Origin of the sequence: Agrobacterium salinitolerans, assembly GCF_002008225.1 — a bacterium.
GTDB lineage: Bacteria > Pseudomonadota > Alphaproteobacteria > Rhizobiales > Rhizobiaceae > Agrobacterium > Agrobacterium salinitolerans.
This window is the reverse complement of sequence record NZ_MRDH01000006.1, coordinates 46,547-71,904: the sequence shown is the minus strand read 5'-3', so window position 1 is coordinate 71,904 and position 25,358 is coordinate 46,547. Positions and strand designations below refer to the sequence as shown.

The window sequence follows — 25,358 nt, the reverse complement described above, 5'->3', positions numbered from 1 at the left end:
TGGAGACGTGAGAATGCTTCACCTGTCCGGCACGAAGGACTTGCCAAGCGAGGCCGGTGTATTGATCAAGGTCGTGCGGCGATTATGCGAGATGATGACCAGCACGACAATAGTGGCGAGATAGGGCAGCGCCGACAGCAATTGCGACGGCACCCCGATGCCGAACGCCTGCGCATGCAATTGGCCGATGGTGACAGCGCCGAACAGATAACCGCCCGCCAGCACTCGCCATGGGCGCCACGAGGCGAAGACGACGAGCGCCAGCGCAATCCACCCGCGCCCGGCCGCCATGTTTTCCACCCATTGCGGCGTATAGACCAGTGACAGCTGCGCCCCCGCAAGCCCCGCACAGGCGCCGCCGAACATGACGGCCAGATAGCGGGTGCGGATGACATTGATGCCGAGCGCATGGGCCGAAGCGTGATTATCGCCGATGGCGCGAATTTTGAGACCCATGCGGCTTTTGAACAGAAACCAGCTGATGCCGGCGACAAGCGCGATGGAGAGGTAGAAGATCAAATCCTGCCGGAAAAGCAGCGGACCGAGGAAGGGAATGTCCGACAGCAGCGGAAAGACGATGGGCTGCAGCTTGATGCCCGGCAGGCCGACGAAACTTTCACCCAGCATGCCCGAGACGCCGAGGCCGAGAATGGTGAGCGCAAGACCCGTCGCCACCTGGTTGGTAACGAGCGTCAGCGTCAGGAAACCGAAGAGCAGCGAGAAAACCGCACCGGAGGCAATGCCAGCCAGAATGCCGAGATAGGGAGATCCGGTCATATGCGCGGCCGCGAAAGCGCAGACCGCACCCATAATCATCATGCCCTCGACACCCAGATTGAGGACGCCGGAGCGCTCCGTTACCAGCTCGCCTGAAGCGGCGATGACGAGCGGCGTGGCGGCGGTGATGACGGTGAGGAGAATGGCCTGAAGCATATCCATCATGCCGCTCCTTCTTTACGATGCGCCTTGCCGGGAAAGAACACCCTGATGCGATAGAAGATCAGCGTATCGCAGGACAGCACGAAGAACAGCATCAGCCCCTGAAACACGCGCGTCACCTTGTCCGACACACCGATTGAAAGCTGCGCCGCTTCGCCGCCGAGATAGGTCAGCGCCAGCACCAGCCCGGAAAGGATGATGCCGAGCGGATTGAGACGACCGAGAAAGGCGACGATGATGGCGGTAAAGCCGTAACCCGGCGAAATGCTGGGCTGGAGATGGCCGATGGAGCCGGAGGCCTCCGATATGCCAGCAAGCCCCGCCAGCGCGCCGGAAAGCAGCAGCGAAAACCACACCATGCGGCTCGACGAAAAACCGGCGAAACGCCCTGCCCGCGCCGATTGGCCAAGCACGGTGACTTCGAAGCCCTTCAGCATGTAGCGCATCATGAACCACAGCGCGATGGCCGCAACGATGGCGAAAACGAAACCCCAATGCGCCCGGCCCGAGGCCAGCATTTCCGGCAAAACGGCGCTGTCGTTGAAAGGCTTGGTCTGCGGGAAGTTGTAGCCGCCCGGATCGCGCCAGATGCCGCGCGTCAGCCAGTCGAGGAAAAGCTGCGCGACATAGACCAGCATCAGGCTGACGAGGATTTCGTTGGTGTTGAATTTCGTCTTCAAAAGTGCGGGAATACCCGCATAAAGCGCGCCGCCCACGGCGCCCATCACCAGCATCAAAGGCAAAAGCAGCGGCGAATGCCAATCGGGATAAAGCACCGGCAGGATGGAACCGGTGATCGCGCCGATGGTGAACTGCCCCTCCGCGCCGATGTTCCAGTTGTTGGAGCGATAACAGATCGATAGCCCGACGCCGATCAGGATCAGCGGTGCGGCCTTGATCGCCAGTTCATGGAGCGACCAGACTTCCAGCAGCGGCTCGACGAAAAAGGCATAGAGCGCGTCCAACGGGTTCTTGCCGAGCATGGCGAACATGATGGCGCCGACAAGCAGCGTCAGCGTGAGCGCCAGAAGCGGCGAAAGCAGGGTGAAAAGCCGGGAGACGCCTGCGCGTTTTTCAAGTTCAATGCGCATGCTGGGCGGCTCCCGAATGTGACGTGTGAATGCCGCCCATCAACAGGCCGATCTTTTCGAGCGTCATTTCCTCCACCGAATGGGTCTCTGACAGCTTGCCGTCGGAAATGACAGCGATATTGGTGGCGACTTCGAAGATCTCATCGAGATCCTGACTGATGACGATGACGGCCGAGCCCGCTTTGGCAAGGTCGACAAGCGCTTGACGGATGCGGCTCGCCGCACCCGCATCCACGCCCCAGGTCGGCTGGTTGACCACCAGCACGGCAGGCTGGCGGTCAAGCTCGCGCCCGACGATGAATTTCTGCAGATTGCCACCCGAAAGCGAGCCCGCCAGCGGATCGGCGCCGCTCTTGCGCACATCCATGGTTTCCGAAATGCGCCGCGCCGCAGCCCTGATGACTGAGCCACGCACGATGCGCAGGAAACCGCCGGTCAGAAACGCCTTGCGGTCGGAGCGCGCCCGCGCCAAGAGCAGATTGTCGGACAGGCTCATGCCGGGAACGGCGGCGTGGCCGTGGCGCTCTTCCGGCACAAAACCCGCGCCCATCAGCCGGCGGCCATTGATGCCGATGCGACCGACTGGCTTGCCGCGCAGGCGAATGGCGTCATTGTTATAGACCGGATATTCGCCCGAAAGCGCATCGAACAACTCACCCTGGCCATTGCCGGCCACACCGGCAATCGCCAGCACCTCGCCGGCGCGCACCTGCATGGATATCGATTTCAGCGCCACCGCAAAAGGCGTGCGGGGCGCCACCGAGAGCCCACTGACCTCGATCTGCGGCGCGCCGAGCGTCTCGCCCGTGGCCCGCGAAACGCTTGCGACATCGCTGCCGACCATCATGCGCGCCAACGACGCTGGCGTTTCCTTGCGCGGATCGCAGGCGCCCGTCACCTTGCCATGCCGTAGGACGGTGGCACGGTCGCAGATGCGCTGCACTTCTTCGAGACGATGGCTGATATAAAGCACGGAACGGCCTTCAGCCTTCAGCTTCTCCAACGTCTCGAACAGCTTGTCGGCCTCCTGCGGCGTCAAAACCGAGGTTGGCTCATCGAGAATGATCAGGCGCGGGTTCTGTAAAAGCGCGCGGACAATTTCGATGCGCTGGCGCTCGCCGACCGAAAGATCGGCCACATGGGCATTGGGATCGAGCGGCAGGCCATAGGCGCGCGACAACGTTTCCGCTTGCCCGGCGATTTCCTTCAGTGAAATTTTCGGGTCGAGCGATAGGGCGATGTTTTCAGCCACCGTCAGCGCTTCGAAGAGCGAAAAATGCTGGAACACCATGCCGATGCCAAGCCTGCGGGCCTCGCTTGGCGAGGCGACGGAAACCGGCTGGCCCTGCCAGACAATCTCGCCTTCGCTTGGCGCGAGAACACCGAACAGCATCTTGACGAGCGTGGATTTGCCCGCGCCGTTTTCACCCAGAAGCGCGTGGATTTCGCCCGGCGCAATATCGAGATCGATGCCGTTGCAGGCGGCGAAATTGCCGAACAGCTTGGTCAGCTTGCGAACGGACAGGAGAGGCACGGCCTCCGGCGCCAAAGTTCCAGTCACGAGTTCCCTCTCTCACCGACCGCCGCGCCTTCTTCGAAGCGTTTCCAACGATCGTGGTCATTGTTCCCAATCGGACGCCAATGCGTATGCAATCTCATCCAATCAAGACTTATTGATAACGGTTTTGCTGCTGCGCACAACTGAAAAAGAAGCCGCTTAAATGCAATTTGCACAAGCAATAAATGGCTTTACCCGTTCTTACTTCGCGCCGAGCGAGGGGAAAAACTGCAATATTCCACCGATGCAATAAAGATAGAGGCCACTTGTCACAAAGCCGATCACGGCCCAGCTCGGGGTTTCGAAGTGCATCAGCAGCGAATAACCGCCAAGCGCACACCAAATGAAGACCACGGCGAGATTGAGCGGCCGCAATCGCTTCACCCGCACCGGATGCAGGAAGTTGATCGGCAGGAATGTCAAAAACACCGAAACGGTAACGACAACCATTGCCGTCGTGGCGCTGGCGTCCATGACGAACAGGGTGAACACTACCATATTCCACACCACCGGAAAGCCGGAGAAGAAATACTCGTCCGTCTTCATGCCCATGTCGGCGTAATAGATGGCGCTCGACACAACGATCATGCCGGCTGCCACGAAGGACAGCGGCTCGCCGATCATGCCCTTCTGATAAAGCGCAAAGGCGGGCAACAGCACATAGGTGACATAGTCGATGATATTATCGAGCGTATCACCGGACCAGTTGGGCAGCACTTCCTTCACCCTGACCTTGCGGGCGATGGGACCGTCGATGCCATCCACCAGCAGCGCAAGCCCCAGCCACCAGAACATATCGACGAAGCGGTGTTCGGCTGCGGCGACAACACCGAGAAAAGCCAGAAACGAGCCGGAGGCCGTGAGCATGTGGACGGAAAAGGCGCGGATTTCCGCGTAGGGAACACGCTTATAGTTGAAAATTTTCATGGTCAGCGTCTGCGCCCCGTTTTTCATCCGCCCTGTTTGTTCCGGTATGCGGCCATTCACCACGCTTTGCAACCGGCTCAATCCGCTTATCCTAGGACTAATATAGCGGCACAACTAACGAATCTTCGCAACCGGATGTTCCGGGACCGAAGTGGATTTACCCAACCGAAGCCTTTATGATGGTTTGGAAATAACAACGGATCACGACCATGAGACACTTCGATATCGCCATCACCGGTGCGGGACTTGCGGGGCAGATCGCGGCCATCGCGCTGGCGCGGGCGGGCCGCCACGTGGCGCTCATCGCACCTTCCAGCGACAGGAAGGACCAGCGCACCACCGCGCTAATGGACCAGTCCATCCGTTTCATGGACCGCCTTGGCCTCTGGTCGCGCATCGCGCCTTCGGCCGCACGCCTTTCCACCATGCAGATCATCGATGGCACCGACCGCCTGCTGCGTGCACCCACCGTGCAGTTCCGTTCCTCCGAAATCGGGCTGGACGCCTTTGGCTGGAACATCCCCAACGAGGCGCTGCTCGGCGTCCTGAGCGAAGCGGTCGAGCAGGAACACAATATTTCCCGCCTCGACACCTCCGCCGAGACAATCGACATCGGCAACGACCGCATGACGGTGACCCTTGCGAATGACGAAACGCTCTCCGCCGATTTCCTCATCGGCGCGGATGGTCGCAAATCCATGGTGCGGGATGCAGCCGGCATCGGCGTCAAATCCTGGTCCTATCCGCAGACCGCCATTGTTTTGAACTTTGGCCATAGCCGGCCGCACGGCAATGTCTCGACGGAGTTCCACACACCCACCGGGCCTTTCACACAGGTTCCCTTGCCCGGCGACCGCTCCAGCCTCGTCTGGGTCGTTACCCCGCAGCAGGCGGAAGAGTTGACGGCGCTGCCGCTGGAGACGCTCAGCCTGCGCGTCGAGGAGCGCATGCAATCCATGCTGGGAGCGGTCACCGTCGAGGACAGCGTTCAGGCCTGGCCGCTTTCTTCCATGACTGCGCACCGCTTCGGCAAGGGCCGCGTCGCCCTGATCGGCGAGGCAGCGCACGGTTTTCCGCCCATCGGCGCGCAGGGGCTGAACCTCAGCCTGCGCGACATCATCGCGCTGACGGAATTGCTGAGCGCCGTCTCCGACCGGCCGATTGCGGCCGACGCCGGCGATAGATTCGACCGCAAGCGGCGAGCGGATGTCTATAGCCGCACGCTGAGCGTCGATCTCCTGAACCGCTCGCTGCTTTCCGATCTCCTGCCGGTACAGATGGCGCGCGCGGCGGGACTGCATGTGCTTTCCGGCATCGGCACGCTGAGAAGCATGGTCATGCGCGAAGGCATCGAGCCGGGTCGCGGGCTGAAGGCCCTGCCCTCGCTGCTGTTCGGCAGCTTCAAAAAGGCTGGATGAAATAAACCACGCCGGTGAGCGTGAAGACAGACAGAACCGTCGAAATCAGGATCGTCGCAGACGCCCTCTCCTGCCAGACGTGATATTGCTGGCCGATGACGAAGACATTCGTCGCGGTCGGCAGCGCGGCCAAAAGCACGGCTGAATAGATCCACACCGGCTCGAACCGCCCGAGCGACGACAGCACGAGATAGGCGGCCAGCGGATGCAGGATCAGCTTTGCCGGCACGATATAGCTGATTTCCACCGGCACACGTTTCATTGGCCGAAGCGCCAGCGTCACGCCCATGGCAAACAGTGCGCAGGGCGCCGCCGATTGCGCCAGATAATCCACCAGCCGCTGCACCGCCTCCGGCGGCTGCCACGACAGCGATGCGGCCAGAAAGCCGGCGATGACGGAGACGATGAAGGGATGGGTAATGACCTTGCGCGCCACATCCAGCGCAAGCCTTGGCGGGGAACGCTTGTCGCCGCCGGCAACCGCCATCATCGCCGGGGCGACGATGAAATGGGCGGCGTTTTCAAGGCAGACGATCAACGCCACCGGCACCGCCGCCTTCTCGCCAAGCGCCAGAAGCGCTAGGCCCGGCCCCATATAACCGATATTGCCGTAGCTGGCCGCGAAACTCTGGATCGTGGTTTCGGAAAGGCTGTTTTTCCGTACGAATCGGCCGATCAGGAACACAGCCAGGAAAACGCCATAGGTGCAGGCGAGACTGGCCGCGACGAAATCCATCCGCGCCAGCTCTTCCACCGGCGTTTTAGACACAAGCTTGAAAAACAGCGCCGGCAGCGCCGCATAGATGATGAAAGTGTTCAGCCAGCCCATCGCCTCGACCGGCTGCTTCGTGATGCGCGCCGCACCGTAGCCGATGAAGATCAGGCCGAAAAACGGCAACAGCAATCCGACGATATCCGTCACTATATTTCCCCCGCAAGCAACTCCAGCGGGAGGCTTAGCCGATTTGCATCAGGATCGGAAAGGTCTCCTGGAACCAGATCGCCACATTGGTGATAAAACCGGACATGAAAGCGAGACCGGTCAGCACCAGCAACACGCCCAGCAGCTTTTCCACGAGCCCAAGATGGCGGCGGAAGCGGACGAGGAAACGCATGAAGGAGCCGGAAAACGCCGCCGCGATCCAGAACGGCACCGCAAGGCCAAGAGAATAGACCGCAAGCAGCGCCGCACCGTCGCCAACCGTATCGCGTGCGGCGGCGACGCCGAGAATAGCCCCCAGAACCGGACCGATGCAGGGCGTCCAGCCGAAAGCGAAGGCAAGGCCCATGACATAGGCCCCGGACAGCGTGGCCGGCTTGCCCGCGCCTTGAAACCGCGCCTCGCGCGAAAACAGGCCGATGCGGAACACGCCGAGGAAATTCAGCCCCATCAGAATGATGATGAAACCACCGACCTTGGCGAGAATATCCAGATTCTGACGCAGGAGCGTACCGATCGTCGAGGCGCCTGCCCCAAGCGCCACGAAGACCGTGGCGAAACCGAGCGTGAAGAAGAAGGCTGAAAACAGCACGGCCCTGCGAATCTCCGGCCGCGGCGCGGTATCTTCCGTCCTGAACTGCTCGACCGAAACACCCGCCATATAACAGAGATAAGGCGGCACCAGCGGCAGGACGCAGGGCGACAGAAACGAAAGAGCGCCGGCCAGAAGCGCGCTGAACAGGGAAATATCGGCAATCGACAACAAAGAACTCCGCATCCCGCAAAGCCGCCGCGATTCTCAAGCTGCGCCGCCGCTTCACGCTTCATTTTCGTGCATGTCATTGCTGCAAAAGGATTTCACCCGTCCAGCCGACATGTCTGAAGCCGGTTTTATCCCCAGCCGCCCCCTCTCTCCAATCACCTTTTCGGGGGTGCGACAAAAAAAACCGGATTGATTGTCGAAACCGCTTTTTTTGGGTTGACCGAACGGATCGCTCTACCTATGTTCCGCGCACTTCCGAAGGGCAACCAAGCCCCGACACGGGAGAGCGTAGCTCAGCCGGTAGAGCAACTGACTTTTAATCAGTAGGTCCAGGGTTCGAATCCCTGCGCTCTCACCACCTCAAGTCCAATTTCCTGATATTTCACAAAGAGTTATCACTGAAGGTGATCAAACTCCCATGGGAGCGGAAAAGATTCGCTCGCAGTCTTCGCAATGCAGCCAGCGATATCCAGCGCAAGCTTGGTTTCAGCGCCGCCGCAGCGACAAAGGTCACCGGCTCACGTACCAGCACCCCGGCAAAACCGGGCCAGTCGCTTTCGATCGCTAGGAATAGTTCCTCAGGCTCAGGGCCAAACCCGGAAATCACTTGCGCGCGGCAGTACGGCGGCAACGCCAGTTCCAGTCTCTCGGCTCACCCGTGTCCATATGGACCGACTCGGTGTGGCAATAGGTGCCGACGCCGCCGCGTTCCGGCAGGGAACGCAGATAGGTCGCAAGCTCCCATTTGGAGACGCCCTTGATCTGGATATCGGCGGCATCGCAGGTATAGTGCTTGGAGCCCCGCCTTATGCCCTTCGGCGGACGATAACCCGAGGTGACGATCGCCGGTCTGTTGTAGTGGCGCTCCACATCCTTGATCATCCGCACCAGTTCCGGCTTGAAACAGCCGACTTCGACACGGTCCGTCTGCAGGAAAAGCCCGTTCGGGGCGACGCGGGTGAGGCCGGAGAGTGAAGCGAGTTTCATCAGGCCTGTCGGCTGGTCATCCTCTTCATCGAGATGGGCATCGTCGAATTCGTCGGACATCACCGAGCGGCCGGAAAGCGCAATGCCCATCGTCCCGTCCGCGGCTCCGGGAAGCGCAGCGACCTGCGTATTGCCCGCAGTCCCGCTTTCAATCATTTTCGGCAGACGTTTCTTGGCCGCACCGGCAAAAAATGCTGCAAGCGTCATGCCCTGCCCATCGGCTCCCTGCTTCTCGCCGGTCGCTCCGGCGCTGGCGGCTGGTTGCGCGGCAGCCGCCGCGAGCTGTCCAGATGCCGATTGCGGAAGGGGTACGGGAGCCGGCTGAAGATTTTCGCTGTGCTGCTCCGCCGACGCCTGTCCGGCTGGCGGGACCTGAGCCGGCGCTGCCGCCGGTTGCGGCTGTGCGGCCTGCACCGGCGCCGAATAGACGCTGCTGACGGCGGGAGTGATTCTCTGGGAAGGAACACCCGTAGCGACGGCGGCGCCCGGTGCCCCTGCGGCACCCGCGGGCGCTGCTGCGGCGGAGGCGGTCGAATAAATGCTTGCCGTACCTGCCGAGATCGCCGTTGGCTGCGTCGTCAACCCGGCGATATCGGGGGCGGCGCCATAGGCCTGCGCCGGGCCGCCCGCTGCCTGAGGCTGGACCGGCGCGGCCGCTCCAGCCGCCGACGCCACGGCCGGATCCACATAATGTCCCGGTTGCGCGCCGGCCGCCGCAGTTGAAGCGGCGGTCTGCGGCTTCTGTTGTGTGGAAATTTCCGGCTTTTTGGTCGTGCCGGCCATCTCGTCGTCGGTCACCGCCGAAACGCATCCGGAAAGCCCAAACAGTGAAACCGCGATGACAAGACGCTGACGAAGCAGACGTCCTTTCGCGCTCTCGACAGTTTTCATGGGTGGCCTCCGTATCTTGCATTTCCAACAGCAACACGGGAACGGGCGCGTGTGCTTCCCCAAAACGGGACTGGCCGTTTTGATTCGCGGACTATGCCTCATCCCCTCGGGACAAGGCAAGAGCACCCGAAAACGCCGCTGCTCACCGGAAAGTCCCTACCAGGAACCGGTATTCTGCATAGATATCCAGGGCTCAGCTGGTGCGAGGCTTTCGCCCTTCTGCAAAATCTCGAACGAAATACCATCCGGCGAGCGCACGAAGGCCATGTGCCCGTCACGCGGCGGCCGGTTGATGACGATGCCGTTCTGCTGCAGATGCGCGCAGAAATCGTAGATATTGTCGACCTCGTAAGCCAGATGGCCGAAGTTGCGGCCGCCGGTATAATCCTCGGTATCCCAATTATAGGTGAGTTCTAGGCAGGGAGCCTTGTTTTCCTTCGCCGCAGCAATGTCATCGCGCGCCGCAAGAAACACCAGAGTGAACCGACCTTTTTCGTTCTCGATTCGGCGTATTTCCGTAAGGCCGAGCAGATCGACATAGAATTTCAGTGATTCGCCAAGGTCTTTGACGCGAACCATTGTGTGCAGATACCGCATTTTCTTCCTCTCCATTACACGGGTCCGGAGCCGTCAAACGCATGACGGCAAGCCCCGGACAAGGACGGCGACATAAAAGCAGCTGCGTAAATCAAAAACTAGGGCTTGCGTGAAACCGTTACCAAGATGTTAATCTGGCGCACAGGAATCAGTTGACCGGTGTATGGCGCGTAATTGAGGGGTTGGCAGGATATGGCTGATAGGATGTCATCGAAAACGATAGTCGATGTCGAGGACCTTTCGGGCGATGCCGTGGACCTGACCGAAATTACCGGCGTGGTGAAGTGGTTCGACGTCGCCAAGGGTTTCGGCTTCATCGTGCCCGACAATGGCACACAGGATGTGCTGCTGCACGTCTCCTGCCTACGCCGCGACGGTTACCAGACAATTCTTGAAGGCACGCGCATCGTTGCCCTCATACAGCGGCGCGACCGCGGTTTTCAGGCGTTCCGTATTCTCTCCATGGACCAGTCGACCGCTGTCCATCCCTCGCAGATGCCGCCGGTGCGCACCCATGTGCAGGTAACGCCGTCCAGCGGGCTGGAGCGCGCCATCGTCAAGTGGTTCAATCGCACCAAGGGCTTCGGCTTCCTGACGCGCGGCGAAGGAACGGAAGATATTTTCGTGCATATGGAAACGCTGCGCCGTTTCGGCCTGACGGAGCTTCGCCCCGGCCAGGTGGTGCTGGTGCGTTACGGCGATGGCGACAAGGGCCTGATGGCGGCGGAAATCCACCCCGACAACCCGGTTTCCATCGGGATGTCGCATTGATGTCCGCCCTGCCCCATATGGTGAAAAGCGCCGTTATGGCGCTTCTTTTTTTTACGCTGGCCGCCGCAGCGCAGGCCCAGCAACAGCAGACATTCACGTCCGAACCGCTGCAGATTGAGACCGCCGGGGGAAAGAGCCACGATTTCACTGCCGAACTGGCGCTGAACAATGCCCAGCGCGAACAGGGGCTGATGTTTCGCAAGAGCATGCCGCTTGAAAACGGAATGTTGTTCGATTTCGGCGAAGCGCGTGATGTGGCCATGTGGATGCGGAATACGCTTATTCCGCTCGATATGCTTTTTATCGGCCGTGACGGCCGTATTACCCATATTCACGAAAACGCGGTTCCGCATTCGGAGGCAATCATCAGCTCCCGCGGGCCAGTAAAATTTGTGCTTGAACTCAATGGAGGCACTGCGAAGCGCTATGGCATCAAGCCGGGTGATATGGTTCGCAGCGCGCAAATCGGCAACCGGAAATGACATTGCCGCGTCATTGCGTTAGAATTAGCCGGACGAGGTTTCGCCCGGCTGGCGCAATGGTCAGTAGACCGGCTCGATATGGCTCAGAATCCGGCAATTGGAAATGGAAGAGGCAAGGTTGATGGCGATGTCGATCGCCTCTACCGAATCGGCCGTACCTTCCAGATAGATCACATCATTTTCGACAGTTGCCGAAATCCGCGACTTCTCTAACCCGGATTCGAAAGCCAGAGCCGACGTGATTGCCTGACATACGCCGGCCATGCGGTCCCCGAAGAAGCTTTCCTGAATGCCTGACAAATTGAACATATGCGTTCTCCTTCTTATGGACATAACAACGCCCTGATGGCGGTTTTGTTCATCTCCGGTTCATCTGTTTGTTCATCTTCCATTCATCTTGGAAAATTGGAACCCCCTGACCGATCACATTTTTGGTGATCGGGAACCATTTCGTGAGGCGGGCATTTCGCGCATAGGAGAGAGAACGACCTCCAAGACAGCTAAAACAGGGAGGAAAATGACATGCTGATTAACAGAACAGAGCCGTGTCACCACGCCTCGTGGATGAAACCGGTGGCAATTCACCTGCCGCTATGCGTCGCCGTAGAAATCTACAGCCCGCTGGTGGCGCTGGACATGCTGATGTACCGCTGGCCCGAGGAACACGGGCCGGAATATGAAGAGGCGCGCAGGAACTGCCTCGATGCCATCGCGGGCAGATGCGACATCGAGAAAGCACGGGAATCGTTTCTCGTCGCAAGCAGTCATGCCCATATCCTGAACGTCCACTAAAATTTATCGACTGTTATGACGATTGCGCCCTTCCATGCGGAGGGCTTTTCTTTTGCGCACGCAGCTTCTGCGGCGCCTTGATGCACGGCGTTGCCTCCCCACAAGCCGACGATGACATGTAACTGTCACGCAAACGTTATAATCGGCAGAGACGAATTCCATGGAATCGATTGGCGCGCAGACCGCCGAAGCTTGGGAGTGGAACTGGCCAGCATGGAAACTGTCTTTGCCCTTTGCGCAATTCTGCTCCTCGGCTTCAATCTTCTCGGCATCGTTCTGGCCGGCTGGCGACTGACGAGACCCGACGCGGAAAACGATCTTGTCCGGCAAACACCGGCTGTCTCGCTTGTGGTGCCGCTGCGCGGTGTGGAAAACTTCACGTCGCTGACCCTGTCGCGCGCCTTCGAACTCAACTGGCCCAATTATGAGCTGCTGTTTTGCGTCGCTGATGAATTCGATCCCGTGATCGAGGAAGTTCGCACCGCGCAAGCCGCCTTTCCCTCGGTTTCCATGCAATTGCTCATTGGCGATGACCGTATCAGCGCCAATCCGAAACTGAACAATTGCGTCAAGGGCTGGCGCGCCGCCAAACATGAATGGGTGATTCTCGCCGATTCGAACGTGCTGATGCCAAAATCCTATATAGCCACCATGATGTCGGCCTGGCGGCCGGACAGCGGGCTGGTCTGCTCGCCGCCGCTCGGCTCCCGTCCGGCCGGTTTCTGGGCCAATGTGGAATGCGCCTTCCTGAATGGCTCGCAGGGACGCTGGCAATATGCGGCGGAAGCGATCGGCATCGGTTTCGCGCAGGGCAAATCTATGTTGTGGAACAAGCCGTTTCTCGAAGACCACGGCGGCATTCGCGCCCTTGCCGCAGAAATCGCCGAGGACGCCGCTTCGACGAAGCTGGTGCGAAACGCCGGCCGCAAGGTGCATCTGGTCTTTGCCCCGTTCGAGCAGCCGCTCGGCCAGCGCCATGCCGGCGAGATCTGGTCGCGCCAGACCCGCTGGGCGCGGTTGCGACGCGTGACCTTCCCGCAATATTTCGCGCCGGAAATCTTAACCGGGGCGCTTCCCCCGCTCCTCTTCGCGCTTGCCGCCGCGGCGATGATGGATCTAAACCTCGTCGCAACCGCCTTTGCCGTCCTCGCCCTCATGTACGTGCCGGAACTTGCGCTCGCGGCCCTAAACCGCTGGCCGGTATCGCTCCACACACTGCCGGCGATGATCGCCCGCGACATGATCATGCCCATCGTCTGGGCGCGAAGCTGGATCGGCAGCGCGGTGGCATGGCGCGGCAATGTCATGACAATCGGCACGGCAGAAAGCACCCTGGCCGGTCCATCAACGGAATAAATCACAGCTATTTGGAAGACGTTACGCCGGAAAGCTGATGTTTTGCTTTAAAATGGTCGGAGTGGAGAGATTCGAACTCCCGACCCTCTGGTCCCAAACCAGATGCGCTACCAGACTGCGCTACACTCCGCCGAGGCGATGGCTGGGGAATACACGGTTCACCCAGACTGCGCAACAGGGAAATTCATCTTTGTTCACTCTCGGCTTTGGCGAGCAAAACGTAACATCGAAACGACAGAGTGCGATCTGGCTGCTGGGGGATAATCGTCTTGACTCTCACCTGAAGTCAGTCCATTTCAAATTCAACGTTCCTGACACGATTTGGTTATTGTATTCAGGTACGTGATGAACAATTCGGGGTGTTGCGCCCCACTGTCCAACCGGAGCAGTTTCGACATGTCTGCGAAGATTTACCGCCCTGCAAAAACCGCCATGCAATCCGGCAAGGCGAAGACCAATGTCTGGGTTCTGGAATTCGACGCCGAGGTTCCGCGCAAGATCGATCCGATCATGGGCTATACCTCCAGTTCCGACATGAAGCAGCAGGTGAAGCTGAATTTCGAGACGCAGGAACAGGCCGAAGCCTATGCACAGCGCAAGGGCATCGAATACCGTGTCATCCAGCCGAAGGAAGCGACCCGCAAGGTGGTTTCCTACACCGACAATTTCCGTTTCAACCGCACCCAGCCCTGGACGCACTGAAACACGACGATCAAAGTTTTTTGCCGGAGTATCGATTGCCCGGCATAACGGCCCCTTAGCTCAACTGGATAGAGCAACTGCCTTCTAAGCAGTAGGTCGCAGGTTCGAGTCCTGCAGGGGTCGCCACCTTCCATTTGACGATTGCGGCTCAGCCAGCCGAGGGAATCCAGATCGCGGAGCTGTCGTCGCCGTAAGGTATCGCATCGCCCTCCAGCGCGCAGATGCCGATCCAGGCGCACACCACGGCATCCATCATGTCTTCGAAGGCCTTCATCTCCCAGGCGCGAGCATTCGCCTGCGGAACGATCAATGCATCGGCGACGCCCGCGATACGCTCATCGAGATGAGCGACAATGAAACGCCATACGTCGATGAGTTTGGCGCGCCGGACAGGAATGGGATCTGATCGCCAGTAGTTACCGATTTTCGAGTGTTTATAGGGAAGCCGCTTCTCGGATTTCGTCAATTCGACCAGTGCCGGGTGTGGATAGACCTCGAGCAGTCCCCGCCCGGAAATTTCCCTAGTCAACAATGGATAACCCGCGCTTTCAAATGCGAGCTTGAGATCGTCGCTGATCTTGCCCGGCCTCAGTGCATTCGGGGTGTGGGTGCTGCAATAACGCGCGCCGTAAGCCGATGACACACGATTATCCGACACTCTGCGGGCCCTGATCGGGGCATTGGAGAGCGGCATATCAATCGCGATGAGACTGACGTTGCATCCGGCAAGCGATTCCGCGGCATTCAGAAGCGCTGTCGCCTGCGCAACCGAACCCCGGGGACGATCAGTGCGGGCGGATGTTTCCAGTAGAAGTGCGAGAAAATGATCATAGGACGAGGCGGCAGCCCGCAGGCGCCAGTGAAGGCCGTCCTTGACGACCAGCGCCACGCCGCTCGGCTCGGTCGCCGTCCACGCGGCGTCAATCCCCAATATGGCGCTCACACCATCGCCCCCAGCGTACCCGCCGCAAGCAGCCGAGCCCTACCCCTGCCCCATCAGCGTGAAATACCCCCAAGCCGCCACAAAAAACGCGATGACAGCAACAATCGTCAGCGCCTTCTTCCCTTTCGGACCCATCGGCTGGCGCGGTTTTTTCGGCGGCGCCGGTTTGCGGAACTTCACCACGTTGTCGTTCATTTCATCATCGTCCTGAGTGTCGCTGCTGAAACCTCTGCCCTAAAGATGGCATCGGCTTTTCCAATACCTATCTCTAGCAGACCAGAACTATCATAAATATTACCAAGTTTTCACTTCACCCTTAGGGCAAGCTATGTCACTTCCCACAATCAGAGGAATACAACGGCGACAGATGGACAGACAAATCGCGGAGCGGAAACAACCCTCTGTGGCATTTTGAATTTTGCGGGTGACGAGAATGAATGACGCCAACGGCAGTGGCCGCGATACACCAGACACCCAGCCCGATCTGCGGGAGATTCTGGGAACGAACAGAAACGGCCGAAAGAAGAAATCGCGCCGGTTTCTCTATGTCGCGGCGGCCATCATTTTGATCGGCGGCGGTCTTGGTTATTATTACCAGTCGCGCGCGGCGGGGGTTGCCTACAACTACACCACGGAAGCGGCCCGTCAGGGCGATCTTTCCGTCATCGTCACCTCCACCGGTTCGGTTCAGCCGACGGATCAGGTCGATATATCGAGCGAATTGTCTGGCACGGTGCGCAAGGTCAACGTCACCTATAATAGCCCGGTAAAGGCCGGAGACGTTCTGGCGGAGCTGGATACCAACAAGCTGGAGGCCGACGTCCAGAGCGCCCGCGCCAAGCTCGCCTCCGCCAAGGCCAATGTGCTGAAGGCGCGCGCCGATCTCGGCTCGGCCAAGACATCCATGGAGCGCCTGCGGTCGCTGGTGCAGAACCGGGTGTCCAGCCAGCAGGATCTGGATGCCGCACAATTCACCCATGATGCCGCCGCCGCGACGCTGGAGGTGAACGAGGCAACCGTGCTTTCGGCGGAAGCCGATCTGCGGCTTGCCGAGGTCAATCTCGGCAAGGCCAAGATCGTCTCGCCCATCGATGGCGTGATCCTCACCCGCAGCGTCGATCCCGGCGCCACCGTCGCCTCCTCGCTCAACGCCCCTGTGCTCTTCACCATCGCCGGTGATCTGCGTCACATGGAATTGCAGGTTTCGGTGGATGAGGCCGATGTCGGCAAGGTGGAGACCGGGCAGAAAGCCACCTTCAATGTCGATGCCTATCCCGACCGCAGCTTCCCGGCCGAGATCGAGACTGTCCGCTTCGCCTCCGAAACCGTTTCCAACGTGGTGACCTACAAGGGCATATTGACGGTCGATAATGAAGAACTGCTGCTGCGCCCGGGCATGACGGCGACCGCCAATATCGTCGTCGAAGAGATCAAGGATGCGCTGCTGGTGCCGAATTCAGCGCTGCGTTATACCCCGCCGCGCGAATCCGCCTCCCGTGGCGGTGGGTTGATGGGCCTGTTCCGCCCGCCCCGCATGGGCCGTTCGCAGAACCGCGACGCCGGCCAGGCGGCGCGGGGCAAAAGAACGGTCTGGGTGCTGCGCAACAACGCGCCCGTCTCCGTCGCCATTGAAACCGGCTCCACCGATGGCCAGCATACGGTTGTAAAATCGGGTGAGCTGAAAGCCGATGACCAGGTGATTACCGACGCTACGGCCCGCAACGCCGGCTGACGGGGAGAACCGCATGCAACAGCCGCCACTCATCGAATTCCGTGATGTCGTCAAGCAATATGGCCGGGGCGAAGCGACCATCCGCGCGCTCGATGGCGTCAGCCTGTCCATTCGTGAAAAGGAATTCGTCGCCATCATGGGGCCGTCAGGGTCGGGCAAATCCACCTCGATGAACATCATCGGCTGTCTGGATGTGCCCACGGCTGGCGAATATCTGTTTCAGGGCGTGCCGACCAGCGGCTTCGACAATGAACATCTGACACTGCTGCGTCGGCACATGCTGGGTTTCGTGTTTCAGGGCTTCAATCTTCTCTCCCGCACCTCGGCGGTGGAAAATGTCGAGCTGCCGCTGGTTTATCGCGGCATGAAGGCCTCAGAGCGGCGCGCCCGCGCCATGGAGGCGCTGGCGCAGGTGGGTCTTAAGGGTCGCGAGGATCACACCACGCAGGAGCTTTCCGGCGGCCAGCAGCAGCGTGTGGCCATTGCGCGCGCCATCGTCACCCGCCCTGCCCTGCTTCTGGCAGACGAACCGACAGGTAACCTCGACACGAAGACCAGCAACGAGATCATGGAGCTGATCACCGCGCTCAATCGCGACAGGGGTATCACGGTCGTCATGGTCACCCATGAAGAGGACATCGCCGCCCATGCCGGACGCCTGCTGCGCTTCGTTGATGGCCACCTCGCCTCCGACAGCGCGGTCGCCGACAAGGAGACCGCCGATGTTCTTTGAAACGTCGCGTCTTGCGCTGCGCGCCATCAGCCGCAACCTGCTGCGCTCCTTCCTCACCGTGCTCGGCGTCGTCATCGGTGTCGCCGCCGTCATCGCCATGGTCACCATCGGCAACGGCACGACGGAACAGGTGAAATCGGAATTGTCGCGGCTCGGTACCAACATGCTGTTCGTTCGTCCCGGTCAGTTTGGCCCCGGCCGCGCCAGCACCGAGGCCAAGCGCTTCGATGACCGCGATGTCGAGGCCATCCGCAATCAGATATCGGGCATCCGCGCCGTTGCCCCGCAGAACCGCAGTTCCGCCGCAACCGTCATTTTCGGCGGCAAGAACCACCAGACGAGCGTCATCGGCACCACCAATGACTATCTGATCGCGCAGGACTGGACCATCGCGCTCGGCCGCGACTTCCAGCCCGCCGAGGATCGAGGCGGCCAGATCGGCTGCATCATCGGCGAAACGGTGCGTCAGGAACTCTTCGGCGCGGAAAACCCTGTCGGGCAGACGATCCGCGTCAGCAACATCTCCTGCCCCGTCATCGGTGTTCTCGCCCGAAAAGGCCAGTCCGGCCTCGGAGACGATCAGGACGACACCATCATCATGCCGCTGAAAATCCATCAGCGGCGCATCGGCGGCACCACCACCATTTCCTCGATCATGGTTTCGGCGCAGGATGGCGTTTCCACCGCCAAGGTGCAGAGCGACCTGCAGAACCTGCTACGCGAGCGCCGCCGCATCAACATCGGCCGCGAGGATGATTTCACCGTCAACGACATGACGCAGATCGCCTCGGCCATGACCGGCACGACGACGTTGCTGACCGGGCTTCTGGGTGCGGTCGCGGCGGTCAGCCTGCTGGTCGGCGGCATCGGCATCATGAACATCATGCTGGTGTCGGTAACCGAGCGCACCCGCGAAATCGGCATTCGTCTTGCCATCGGCGCGCTGGAAAAACAGGTGCTGACGCAGTTTCTAGTGGAAGCCGTCATGCTCTCCGCCTTCGGCGGTCTCGTCGGAATTCTCACGGGTCTCGGCCTTGCTTATGGCGTCGTCAGCTTCCTCAACGTGCCCTTCGTTACCAGCCCGTCGATCATCTTCCTCGCCTTCGCTTTTTCAGCGGCCATCGGGGTTATTTTCGGCTATTTCCCGGCGCGGCGGGCAGCGAGTTTGAGCCCGATCGAGGCGCTGCGGCACGAGTGAAAATGTAATCAGCTTCGCACCACGTAGCGGCATATTTCTTCTCCCCGCCGGGGAGAAGGTGGCCCGAAGGGTCGGATGAGGGGGCAACGTTGCCGTATCCCACCACCCTCGCCCCCTCATCCCGCTGCCGCGACCTTCTCCCCGGCGGGGAGAAGAAACAAGCGGCAACCGCTCGCTCTATAAGCACGGTAAAGGTGATAACATATGGAGGGTTTTACAAGGCGTTGAGAGCCAAAGGTCTTTTGGTCGCGCCCGAAAATGACGCGCAGCCGCATCAAATCAAACGCTGGCCTCTGCCTCGCGCTGCTTCGCCAGCGCCGCGAGATCCGCGGGCTTTAGCTCGACCGACTCGCCGCAGCCGCAGGCGGAAGTCTGGTTCGGGTTGTTGAAGGTGAAACCCGAGCGCATCTTGGTCACCTCGAAATCCATCTGGGTGCCGAGCAGATAAAGCACGGCAGAGGGCTGAACCCAGACCTTCGCGCCCTCGAATTCCACGAGATCGTCCTTCGCATCCGGCTCGGTCACGAGGTCGATGGTATATTCCATGCCTGCGCAGCCGCCCTTCTTGATGCCGACGCGCACGCCCTTGGCGTCCGGTCCGGAATTTTCGACGATTGCTTTAACGCGCGAGGCGGCAGCCCCGGTCATGGTCATAACTGCGAAGCCCATGGGCCCATTCTCCTTCGACAATCGAGTTCAAGGCTCGATGCTTATGGAATTCAATTTAAGTTCGCCTGACGATGTCATCAAGGGATGACTTCAGTCAAAATCAAATCAGTACCAGCCGACGGCGACCTGCGCTTCTTCCGACATCCGGTCCGGCGTCCACGGCGGGTCAAAGGTCATTTCGACGGTAACGCCGGAAACACCCTCGACGGCGCCGACCGCGTTTTCCACCCAACCGGGCATTTCGCCCGCCACCGGGCAACCGGGTGCCGTCAGCGTCATGACGATCTTGACCATCCGGTCGTCCTCGATGTCGATCTTGTAGATCAGGCCGAGTTCGAAAATATCGGCTGGAATTTCCGGGTCGTAGACGGTTTTCAACGCCGAGATCACGTCGTCGCTGAGACGCGCCAGCTCGTCAGGCGGAATGGAAGACGGCTTTGCCGCTTCTTCGGTCGCATCGGATGTCTTTGCAGTGGCTTCCGCAGTCATGGTCTGATCCTCAATCCTGATCTCATTCATGCCGATATCAGGCGAAAAATTTGCGCGCATATTCCAGCGCCTCAACAAGAGAGTCTACTTCGGCGCGGGTATTGTAAAGGCCGAACGACGCCCGGCATGTGGAGGTGACGCCGAAGCGTTTCAAGAGCGGCATGGCGCAATGGGTGCCCGCACGTACCGCAACGCCGCGCCGGTCGATCACCATCGAGACGTCATGGGCGTGAATGCCCTCAAGCTCAAAAGAGAAGATACCGCCCTTGTCAGGCGCATTGCCGATGATGCGCAGCGAATTGATCTCGCGCAACCGCTCGGCGGCATAAGCGGCAAGATCGGCCTCGTGTGCCGCAATCGCGGCGCGGCCGAGATTATCCATATAATCGAGCGCATAACCGAGCCCGATCGCCTGCACGATGGGCGGCGTGCCGGCTTCGAAACGATGCGGCGGCTCGTTATAGGTGACATTTTCTTCGGAAACGTCGAGGATCATCTCGCCGCCGCCCTGAAACGGCCGCATCTCGCGCAGCCGGTCGGCCTTGCCATAGAGCACACCGATGCCCGAGGGGCCGTAGAGCTTGTGGCCGGTCATCACATACCAGTCGCAATCGATGTCACGAACATCGACCGGCATGTGAACGGCACCCTGCGAACCATCGATCAACACCGGAATGCCGCGCTCATGGGCGATGCGGCAGATTTCCTTGACCGGCACGATGGTGCCGAGCGCATTCGACATATGGGTGATGGCAACGAGCTTGGTACGCTCCGTCAGGCTCTTTTCGAAAGCCTCGATATGGAACGCGCCATCATCGTCAACAGGCACCCACACGAGCTTGGCGCCTTGCCGCTCGCGAATGAAGTGCCACGGCACGATATTGGAGTGGTGCTCCATGATCGAGATGACGATCTCGTCGCCCTCGCCGATCTTGGGCATGCCGTAACCATAGGCAACCGTATTGATCGCCTCGGTGGAGGATTTGGTGAAGACGATCTCGTCCACCGAACCGGCATTGAGGAACCGGCGCACCTTTTCGCGCGCCGCCTCATAGGCGTCGGTTGCGGCATTGGAGAGAAAATGCAGGCCGCGATGCACATTGGCGTATTCGTTCGCATAAGCATGCGAAACGGCGTCGATCACCACCTGCGGTTTTTGAGCGGACGCGCCGTTGTCGAGATAGGTGAGCGGCTTGCCATAGACCTCGCGCGACAGGATCGGGAAATCCTTCCGCACGGCTTCGATGTCATAAGGGGCCGCCAATGCGGCGCGTTCGCTCTCAGGCATGATGTTCCAGCCAGCCGGAGATGATCGTCTCCAGCGCCTCTACCAGATTTTCTTCTTCCAGTTCCTCGACGATCTCGGCAACGAAGGCGTTGACGAGCATCGCCCGTGCCTTCGCCCGCGGCACGCCGCGCGCCATCAGGTAATAGAGATGATTGTCGCTGATATCGGCAACCGTCGCGCCATGGCCGCACTGAACGTCATCGGCAAAGATTTCCAGTTCCGGCTTTGCCGAGAACTCGCCATCGTCGGACATCAGCAGCGTATTGCAGGCCATCTTCGCGTCGGTCTTCTGGGCATCGGGCGCCACCCGGATCATGCCCTGGAAAATGCCTTTGGCACGGTCAAACACCACGTTGCGGAATACTTCCGTCGAGGTCGTGTTCGGCACGTTGTGGCCGAGAACCATCGTCACGTCGGTATGGGTTTCGCCGCCCAGGAGGTTGACGCCGCGAACGATGAGGTCAGTGCCCTCGCCTTGCACATCGATGCGCAGTTCCTGGCGCACCAGCTTGCCGCCGGCATTGACAATGAACAGGCGAATCTTGGCGTCCGCGCCGATTTTCATGCGCAGCTGGCCAAGATGGATATCGGCCGCCCCCTGTTGCTGCAGGATGATCCAGGTCACTTCCGCGCCATCCTCGACAACGATATCGCTGACCGAGGACACGAGGGCCGCATCAGAAGTCACCGAAAGGTGACGCTCGATGACGGTTGCCTTGGAACCCTTGCCGAAACGGACCGGGAAGCGGCTGTGAACCTGGCCTGCGCCATGGACCGCCTGCAATTCGATCGGCTTCTCGATATCGGCATCGGCCGGTATATCGAGCACCAGGCCATCGCGCACGAAGCTGCCATTGATGCGGCCAATCGCGTCATCCTTGCTGGCTTCAGCAAGGCCGGCGGCGGCGGAACCATCGAGCAGGCTTTCGGCAAAGCGCGACACGCGAACATCTTCAATCTTGCCGATATCGGCCGTGCCATGCTGCAGATAGGCAACCAGCGAGCCGGCAACCGTCGGCGCCAGCTTCTCGATAACAGGCGCCGGCTGGTCTTCCGGAACGGCGCGCAGCAGGCTCTTCAGATCGGTATAGTGCCACGCCTCGATGCGGCGGGTCGGAAGACCGCCGGTCTTCAGATCGTCGAACAGCACGTCACGCGCGGCAACAACAGCGCCGTCGCCCGGCAATTCGCTGAACTTGGCGGTGTAGGCGTCGACCAGCGCGGTTTCCGCTGGCGTCAGCCGGTTGGTAGCTTGAATGTTCATGGACATCACCTCCTGGCCTTTGACTTAGGCCGCTTCACCGATGATGTCGGCGTAACCGTTGTTTTCCAGCTCCAGCGCCAGCGCCTTGTCACCCGAGCGGATGATCTTGCCCTTGTAGAGAACGTGAACGCTGTCAGGCACGATGTAGTCGAGCAGGCGCTGATAGTGGGTGATGACGACGGTGGCGCGATCCGGCGACTTCAGCGCGTTGACGCCGTCAGCCACGATCTTCAGCGCGTCGATGTCGAGACCGCTATCGGTTTCGTCGAGAACGCAGAGTTTCGGCTCAAGCAGCGCCATCTGCAGGATTTCAGCGCGCTTCTTCTCACCACCGGAGAAACCGACATTCAGCGGACGCTTCAGCATCTCCATGTCGATCTTCAGGTCGCCGGCAGCTTCCTTGACGCGGCGGATGAAGTCCGGCGTCGTCAGCTCGGACTCGCCACGCGCCTTGCGCTGCTCGTTCATCGCAACCTTCAGGAATTGCATCGTCGCAACGCCCGGAATTTCGACCGGATACTGGAAGGCCAGGAAAATACCCTTGGCAGCGCGCTCGGCGGCGTCCAGTTCCAGAATGCTCTCGCCGTTATAGAGAATGTCACCGGAGGTGACTTCGTAGTCCTCACGGCCCGACAGGATGTAGGAGAGCGTCGATTTGCCGGAACCGTTCGGCCCCATGATGGCGGCAACTTCACCAGCGGCAACCTTCAGGTTGAGGCCCTTGATGATCTCTGTTTCGGTATCGGCGATCTTTGCGTGCAGGTCGATGATTTCAAGCATGTTTTAGTTCCTATCCGTATTGCGGTTTCAAGGACCGCCTCGTAAGCCCTGTTACGGGCCTGCCTCAACTTTTGCATCCGTCATCCTCGGGCTTGTCCCGAGGATCTAATCACGTCAATTATAGTCGCCCCACTTCCGCGTATTTTCATGCGGCCGATAGGCGTTGCCGATTTCGTTTATGCGCTCGTAAAGGTCCAACCAGGTCGGATTTAATTCTTCGATCAACCGAATTTTCCACTCGCGCATGTAACGCTTCAATGATTTCTCCCGCTGGATTGCCAGCACGATATTGGGGTGGGTTTCAAACCAGACGAGGTTCTTTGCCCTGTATTTCTCGGTGTAACCCTTATGCAACGTGGTGCGGTGTTCATAAACCCTTCCCGGCAGGTCGCTGGTGACGCCAGTATAGATCACACCGCGCGGTTTATCGGACATCATGTAAACGACACCGCTCATCTCCGCATCCCGCGACAGCAGATCCTCGGGACAAGCCCGAGGATGACGAGGAAGACTTATCCCACGGACCCTTCCAGCGAAATGCCGATCAGCTTCTGCGCTTCCACGGCAAATTCCATCGGCAGTTCCTGAATGACTTCCTTGACGAAGCCGTTGACGATCAGCGCGATGGCCGCTTCTTCCGGGATGCCGCGCTGCAGGCAATAGAACAGCTGGTCTTCGGAAATCTTCGACGTGGTCGCCTCGTGCTCGAAATGAGCAGACGAGTTCTTCGCCTCGATATAGGGCACGGTGTGTGCGCCGCACTTGTCGCCGATCAAAAGCGAGTCGCACTGCGTAAAGTTACGCGTGTTCGTCGCCTTGCGGTGAGCCGAGACCTGACCGCGATAGACGTTTTCCGAAAAACCGGCGGCGATGCCCTTGGCGATGATGCGGCTCGACGTATTCTTGCCGAGATGGATCATCTTGGTGCCGCTATCGATCTGCTGATGGCCATTGGAAACCGCGATCGAATAGAATTCGCCACGGCTGTCGTCACCGCGCAGGATGCAGGACGGGTATTTCCAGGTGATGGCCGAACCGGTTTCCACCTGCGTCCACGAAATCTTCGAACGGTTGCCACGGCAATCGCCACGCTTGGTCACGAAGTTGTAGATGCCGCCCTTGCCTTCCTTGTCGCCCGGATACCAGTTCTGGACGGTGGAATATTTGATTTCGGCATCATCGAGCGCCACCAGTTCAACCACGGCGGCGTGAAGCTGGTTCTCGTCGCGCTGCGGCGCGGTGCAGCCTTCCAGATAGGAGACGTAAGCCCCCTCTTCGGCGATGATCAGCGTGCGTTCGAACTGTCCGGTGTTCTTCTCATTGATGCGGAAATAGGTGGAAAGCTCCATCGGGCAACGCACGCCCTTCGGCACGAACACGAAGGAACCGTCGGTGAAGACAGCCGAGTTCAGCGTGGCGTAGAAATTGTCCGTCGTGGGAACAACCGAACCGAGATATTTCTTCACCAGTTCCGGATGCTCGCGCACGGCTTCCGAGATCGACATGAAGATCACGCCGGCCTTCGCCAGTTCCGCCTTGAAGGTGGTGACAACAGAGACACTGTCGAACACGGCATCCACGGCCACCTGACGCTTTTCGACGCCAGCGAGGATTTCCTGCTCTTTCAGCGGAATGCCTAGCTTTTCATAGACCTTCAGCAGCTCCGGGTCGACTTCATCGAGCGACTTCGGGCCGGGGGTGCTTTTCGGCGCGGCATAATAATAGAGATCGTTGAAGTCGATCTTGGGGTAGCTGACGCGCGCCCAGGTCGGCTCTTCCATCGTCAGCCAGCGCTTGTAAGCCTCAAGACGCCATTCCAGCATCCATTCCGGCTCCTGCTTCTTGGCCGAGATGAAACGGATCACCTCTTCCGAAAGGCCCTTCGGGGCCTTGTCGACTTCGATTTCGGTTTCGAAGCCGTATTTATACTGGTCCACATCGATCTGGCGGACCTGATCGATCGTTTCCTGAACCGCTGCCATGTCGTTCTCCAATCTCGCCGGAGCCAAGGTCCGGTGGCTTGTCAACGTATCAAGGCGGAAAGCCGC

At 59.8% G+C, this 25,358-nt stretch carries 27 protein-coding genes and 3 tRNA genes; 11 read left to right on the top strand and 19 right to left on the bottom strand.

Features of this window, described 5'->3' with window-relative positions:
• Positions 1-18: 18 nt before the first annotated feature.
• The 4 genes from BS627_RS04360 to pcsA form a co-directional block, all read right to left on the bottom strand.
• Positions 19-939 carry an ABC transporter permease gene (locus BS627_RS04360; RefSeq protein ID WP_165691193.1) on the bottom strand — a complete coding sequence of 307 codons (921 nt, stop codon included), beginning with the start codon at positions 937-939 and terminating at the stop codon, positions 19-21.
• Positions 939-2,030 (bottom strand): ABC transporter permease, encoded by a 1,092-nt coding sequence (locus tag BS627_RS04355; RefSeq protein WP_077982063.1) that lies wholly within the window; start codon positions 2,028-2,030, stop codon positions 939-941. Before BS627_RS04355 ends, BS627_RS04360 begins: the two co-directional genes overlap by 1 nt.
• The gene (locus BS627_RS04350) at positions 2,020-3,579 is read right to left on the bottom strand and encodes an ABC transporter ATP-binding protein (protein WP_165691192.1); all 1,560 of its coding nucleotides are present in this window, start codon (positions 3,577-3,579) and stop codon (positions 2,020-2,022) included. The genes BS627_RS04355 and BS627_RS04350 overlap by 11 nt, the downstream gene beginning before the upstream one ends.
• Positions 3,580-3,789: 210 nt before the next feature.
• On the bottom strand, positions 3,790-4,515 hold the full coding sequence (gene pcsA, locus BS627_RS04345; protein ID WP_077982887.1) for a phosphatidylcholine synthase: 726 nt from the start codon (positions 4,513-4,515) through the stop codon (positions 3,790-3,792).
• 209 nt (positions 4,516-4,724) lie between these two features.
• Here pcsA and BS627_RS04340 point away from each other — a divergent pair, with 209 nt between their 5' ends.
• Entirely contained in the window at positions 4,725-5,933 is a 1,209-nt protein-coding gene (locus BS627_RS04340) for a UbiH/UbiF family hydroxylase (RefSeq protein ID WP_077982061.1), read from the top strand.
• On the opposite strand, the gene BS627_RS04335 is transcribed toward BS627_RS04340, so the two are convergent.
• Together BS627_RS04335 and BS627_RS04330 are read right to left on the bottom strand one after the other, a co-directional pair.
• Positions 5,917-6,855, bottom strand: a complete 939-nt coding sequence (locus BS627_RS04335; RefSeq protein WP_077982060.1) for an AEC family transporter — start codon at positions 6,853-6,855, stop codon at positions 5,917-5,919. The two genes, BS627_RS04340 and BS627_RS04335, sit on opposite strands and share 17 nt — an antisense overlap.
• 34 nt (positions 6,856-6,889) lie before the next feature.
• Positions 6,890-7,636 (bottom strand): cytochrome c biogenesis CcdA family protein, encoded by a 747-nt coding sequence (locus tag BS627_RS04330; protein WP_089153212.1) that lies wholly within the window; start codon positions 7,634-7,636, stop codon positions 6,890-6,892.
• 282 nt (positions 7,637-7,918) lie between these two features.
• On the opposite strand from BS627_RS04330, the gene BS627_RS04325 reads away from it, so the two are divergent.
• Positions 7,919-7,994: transfer RNA gene (locus tag BS627_RS04325), tRNA-Lys, on the top strand.
• Positions 7,995-8,239: 245 nt separating this feature from the next.
• Here BS627_RS04325 and BS627_RS04320 read toward each other — a convergent pair.
• Both BS627_RS04320 and BS627_RS04315 read right to left on the bottom strand, forming a co-directional pair.
• Positions 8,240-9,514: a YcbK family protein gene (locus BS627_RS04320; RefSeq protein WP_165691126.1), complete on the bottom strand. Its 1,275-nt coding sequence runs from the start codon at positions 9,512-9,514 to the stop codon at positions 8,240-8,242.
• A gap of 156 nt (positions 9,515-9,670) precedes the next feature.
• Entirely contained in the window at positions 9,671-10,111 is a 441-nt protein-coding gene (locus BS627_RS04315) for a VOC family protein (RefSeq protein ID WP_077982885.1), read from the bottom strand.
• Positions 10,112-10,303: 192 nt separating this feature from the next.
• Here BS627_RS04315 and BS627_RS04310 point away from each other — a divergent pair, with 192 nt between their 5' ends.
• Complete coding sequence (locus BS627_RS04310; RefSeq protein WP_077982058.1) at positions 10,304-10,882, top strand: cold-shock protein; 579 nt, start codon at positions 10,304-10,306, stop codon at positions 10,880-10,882.
• Positions 10,882-11,364: a DUF192 domain-containing protein gene (locus tag BS627_RS04305; protein ID WP_165691125.1), complete on the top strand. Its 483-nt coding sequence runs from the start codon at positions 10,882-10,884 to the stop codon at positions 11,362-11,364. Before BS627_RS04310 ends, BS627_RS04305 begins: the two co-directional genes overlap by 1 nt.
• Positions 11,365-11,424: 60 nt before the next feature.
• On the opposite strand, the gene BS627_RS04300 is transcribed toward BS627_RS04305, so the two are convergent.
• Positions 11,425-11,673, bottom strand: a complete 249-nt coding sequence (locus tag BS627_RS04300; protein WP_077982057.1) for a BON domain-containing protein — start codon at positions 11,671-11,673, stop codon at positions 11,425-11,427.
• Positions 11,674-11,886: 213 nt separating this feature from the next.
• Here BS627_RS04300 and BS627_RS04295 point away from each other — a divergent pair, with 213 nt between their 5' ends.
• Positions 11,887-12,156, top strand: coding sequence for a DUF982 domain-containing protein (locus tag BS627_RS04295; protein ID WP_035262940.1), 270 nt, complete (start codon positions 11,887-11,889; stop codon positions 12,154-12,156).
• A gap of 213 nt (positions 12,157-12,369) precedes the next feature.
• Positions 12,370-13,512 carry a ceramide glucosyltransferase gene (locus BS627_RS04290; RefSeq protein WP_077982883.1) on the top strand — a complete coding sequence of 381 codons (1,143 nt, stop codon included), beginning with the start codon at positions 12,370-12,372 and terminating at the stop codon, positions 13,510-13,512.
• 53 nt (positions 13,513-13,565) lie between these two features.
• Here the strand turns inward: BS627_RS04290 and BS627_RS04285 are convergent.
• Positions 13,566-13,642 (bottom strand) — tRNA-Pro (locus tag BS627_RS04285).
• A gap of 266 nt (positions 13,643-13,908) precedes the next feature.
• Here BS627_RS04285 and BS627_RS04280 point away from each other — a divergent pair.
• Together BS627_RS04280 and BS627_RS04275 are read left to right on the top strand one after the other, a co-directional pair.
• Positions 13,909-14,214, top strand: a complete 306-nt coding sequence (locus BS627_RS04280; protein WP_077982056.1) for an ETC complex I subunit — start codon at positions 13,909-13,911, stop codon at positions 14,212-14,214.
• A 49-nt stretch (positions 14,215-14,263) separates the two neighbouring features.
• Positions 14,264-14,340: transfer RNA gene (locus BS627_RS04275), tRNA-Arg, on the top strand.
• 22 nt (positions 14,341-14,362) lie between these two features.
• On the opposite strand, the gene BS627_RS04270 is transcribed toward BS627_RS04275, so the two are convergent.
• Complete coding sequence (locus BS627_RS04270) at positions 14,363-15,157, bottom strand: DUF429 domain-containing protein (protein WP_245307005.1); 795 nt, start codon at positions 15,155-15,157, stop codon at positions 14,363-14,365.
• A gap of 39 nt (positions 15,158-15,196) precedes the next feature.
• Positions 15,197-15,352: a hypothetical protein gene (locus BS627_RS04265; protein WP_077982055.1), complete on the bottom strand. Its 156-nt coding sequence runs from the start codon at positions 15,350-15,352 to the stop codon at positions 15,197-15,199.
• Between the two features lie 238 nt (positions 15,353-15,590).
• Here BS627_RS04265 and BS627_RS04260 point away from each other — a divergent pair, with 238 nt between their 5' ends.
• The 3 genes from BS627_RS04260 to BS627_RS04250 are packed head-to-tail and all read left to right on the top strand — an operon-like array spanning position 15,591 to position 18,820.
• Positions 15,591-16,889 (top strand): efflux RND transporter periplasmic adaptor subunit, encoded by a 1,299-nt coding sequence (locus tag BS627_RS04260; protein ID WP_077982054.1) that lies wholly within the window; start codon positions 15,591-15,593, stop codon positions 16,887-16,889.
• Between the two features lie 13 nt (positions 16,890-16,902).
• Positions 16,903-17,622, top strand: a complete 720-nt coding sequence (locus BS627_RS04255) for an ABC transporter ATP-binding protein (protein WP_077982053.1) — start codon at positions 16,903-16,905, stop codon at positions 17,620-17,622.
• The gene (locus tag BS627_RS04250; protein WP_077982052.1) at positions 17,612-18,820 is read left to right on the top strand and encodes an ABC transporter permease; all 1,209 of its coding nucleotides are present in this window, start codon (positions 17,612-17,614) and stop codon (positions 18,818-18,820) included. Before BS627_RS04255 ends, BS627_RS04250 begins: the two co-directional genes overlap by 11 nt.
• Positions 18,821-19,099: 279 nt before the next feature.
• Here the strand turns inward: BS627_RS04250 and sufA are convergent, their stop codons facing one another.
• The 7 genes from sufA to sufB all read right to left on the bottom strand — a co-directional run bounded on the left by sufA (position 19,100) and on the right by sufB (position 25,292).
• Complete coding sequence (gene sufA, locus BS627_RS04245; RefSeq protein WP_077982051.1) at positions 19,100-19,489, bottom strand: Fe-S cluster assembly scaffold SufA; 390 nt, start codon at positions 19,487-19,489, stop codon at positions 19,100-19,102.
• A gap of 105 nt (positions 19,490-19,594) precedes the next feature.
• Positions 19,595-19,978, bottom strand: a complete 384-nt coding sequence (locus tag BS627_RS04240; RefSeq protein WP_077982880.1) for an SUF system Fe-S cluster assembly protein — start codon at positions 19,976-19,978, stop codon at positions 19,595-19,597.
• Positions 19,979-20,015: 37 nt separating this feature from the next.
• The gene (locus BS627_RS04235; protein ID WP_077982050.1) at positions 20,016-21,266 is read right to left on the bottom strand and encodes a cysteine desulfurase; all 1,251 of its coding nucleotides are present in this window, start codon (positions 21,264-21,266) and stop codon (positions 20,016-20,018) included.
• Complete coding sequence (sufD, locus tag BS627_RS04230) at positions 21,259-22,530, bottom strand: Fe-S cluster assembly protein SufD (protein ID WP_077982881.1); 1,272 nt, start codon at positions 22,528-22,530, stop codon at positions 21,259-21,261. The genes BS627_RS04235 and sufD overlap by 8 nt, the downstream gene beginning before the upstream one ends.
• 24 nt (positions 22,531-22,554) lie before the next feature.
• Positions 22,555-23,310: a Fe-S cluster assembly ATPase SufC gene (sufC, locus tag BS627_RS04225; RefSeq protein WP_003522658.1), complete on the bottom strand. Its 756-nt coding sequence runs from the start codon at positions 23,308-23,310 to the stop codon at positions 22,555-22,557.
• Between the two features lie 114 nt (positions 23,311-23,424).
• Positions 23,425-23,766, bottom strand: coding sequence for a GIY-YIG nuclease family protein (locus BS627_RS04220; protein WP_077982049.1), 342 nt, complete (start codon positions 23,764-23,766; stop codon positions 23,425-23,427).
• Positions 23,767-23,822: 56 nt separating this feature from the next.
• A complete protein-coding gene (gene sufB, locus BS627_RS04215) occupies positions 23,823-25,292 on the bottom strand; it encodes a Fe-S cluster assembly protein SufB (RefSeq protein ID WP_077982048.1) in 1,470 nt (489 codons plus the stop codon).
• Positions 25,293-25,358 lie beyond the last annotated feature (66 nt).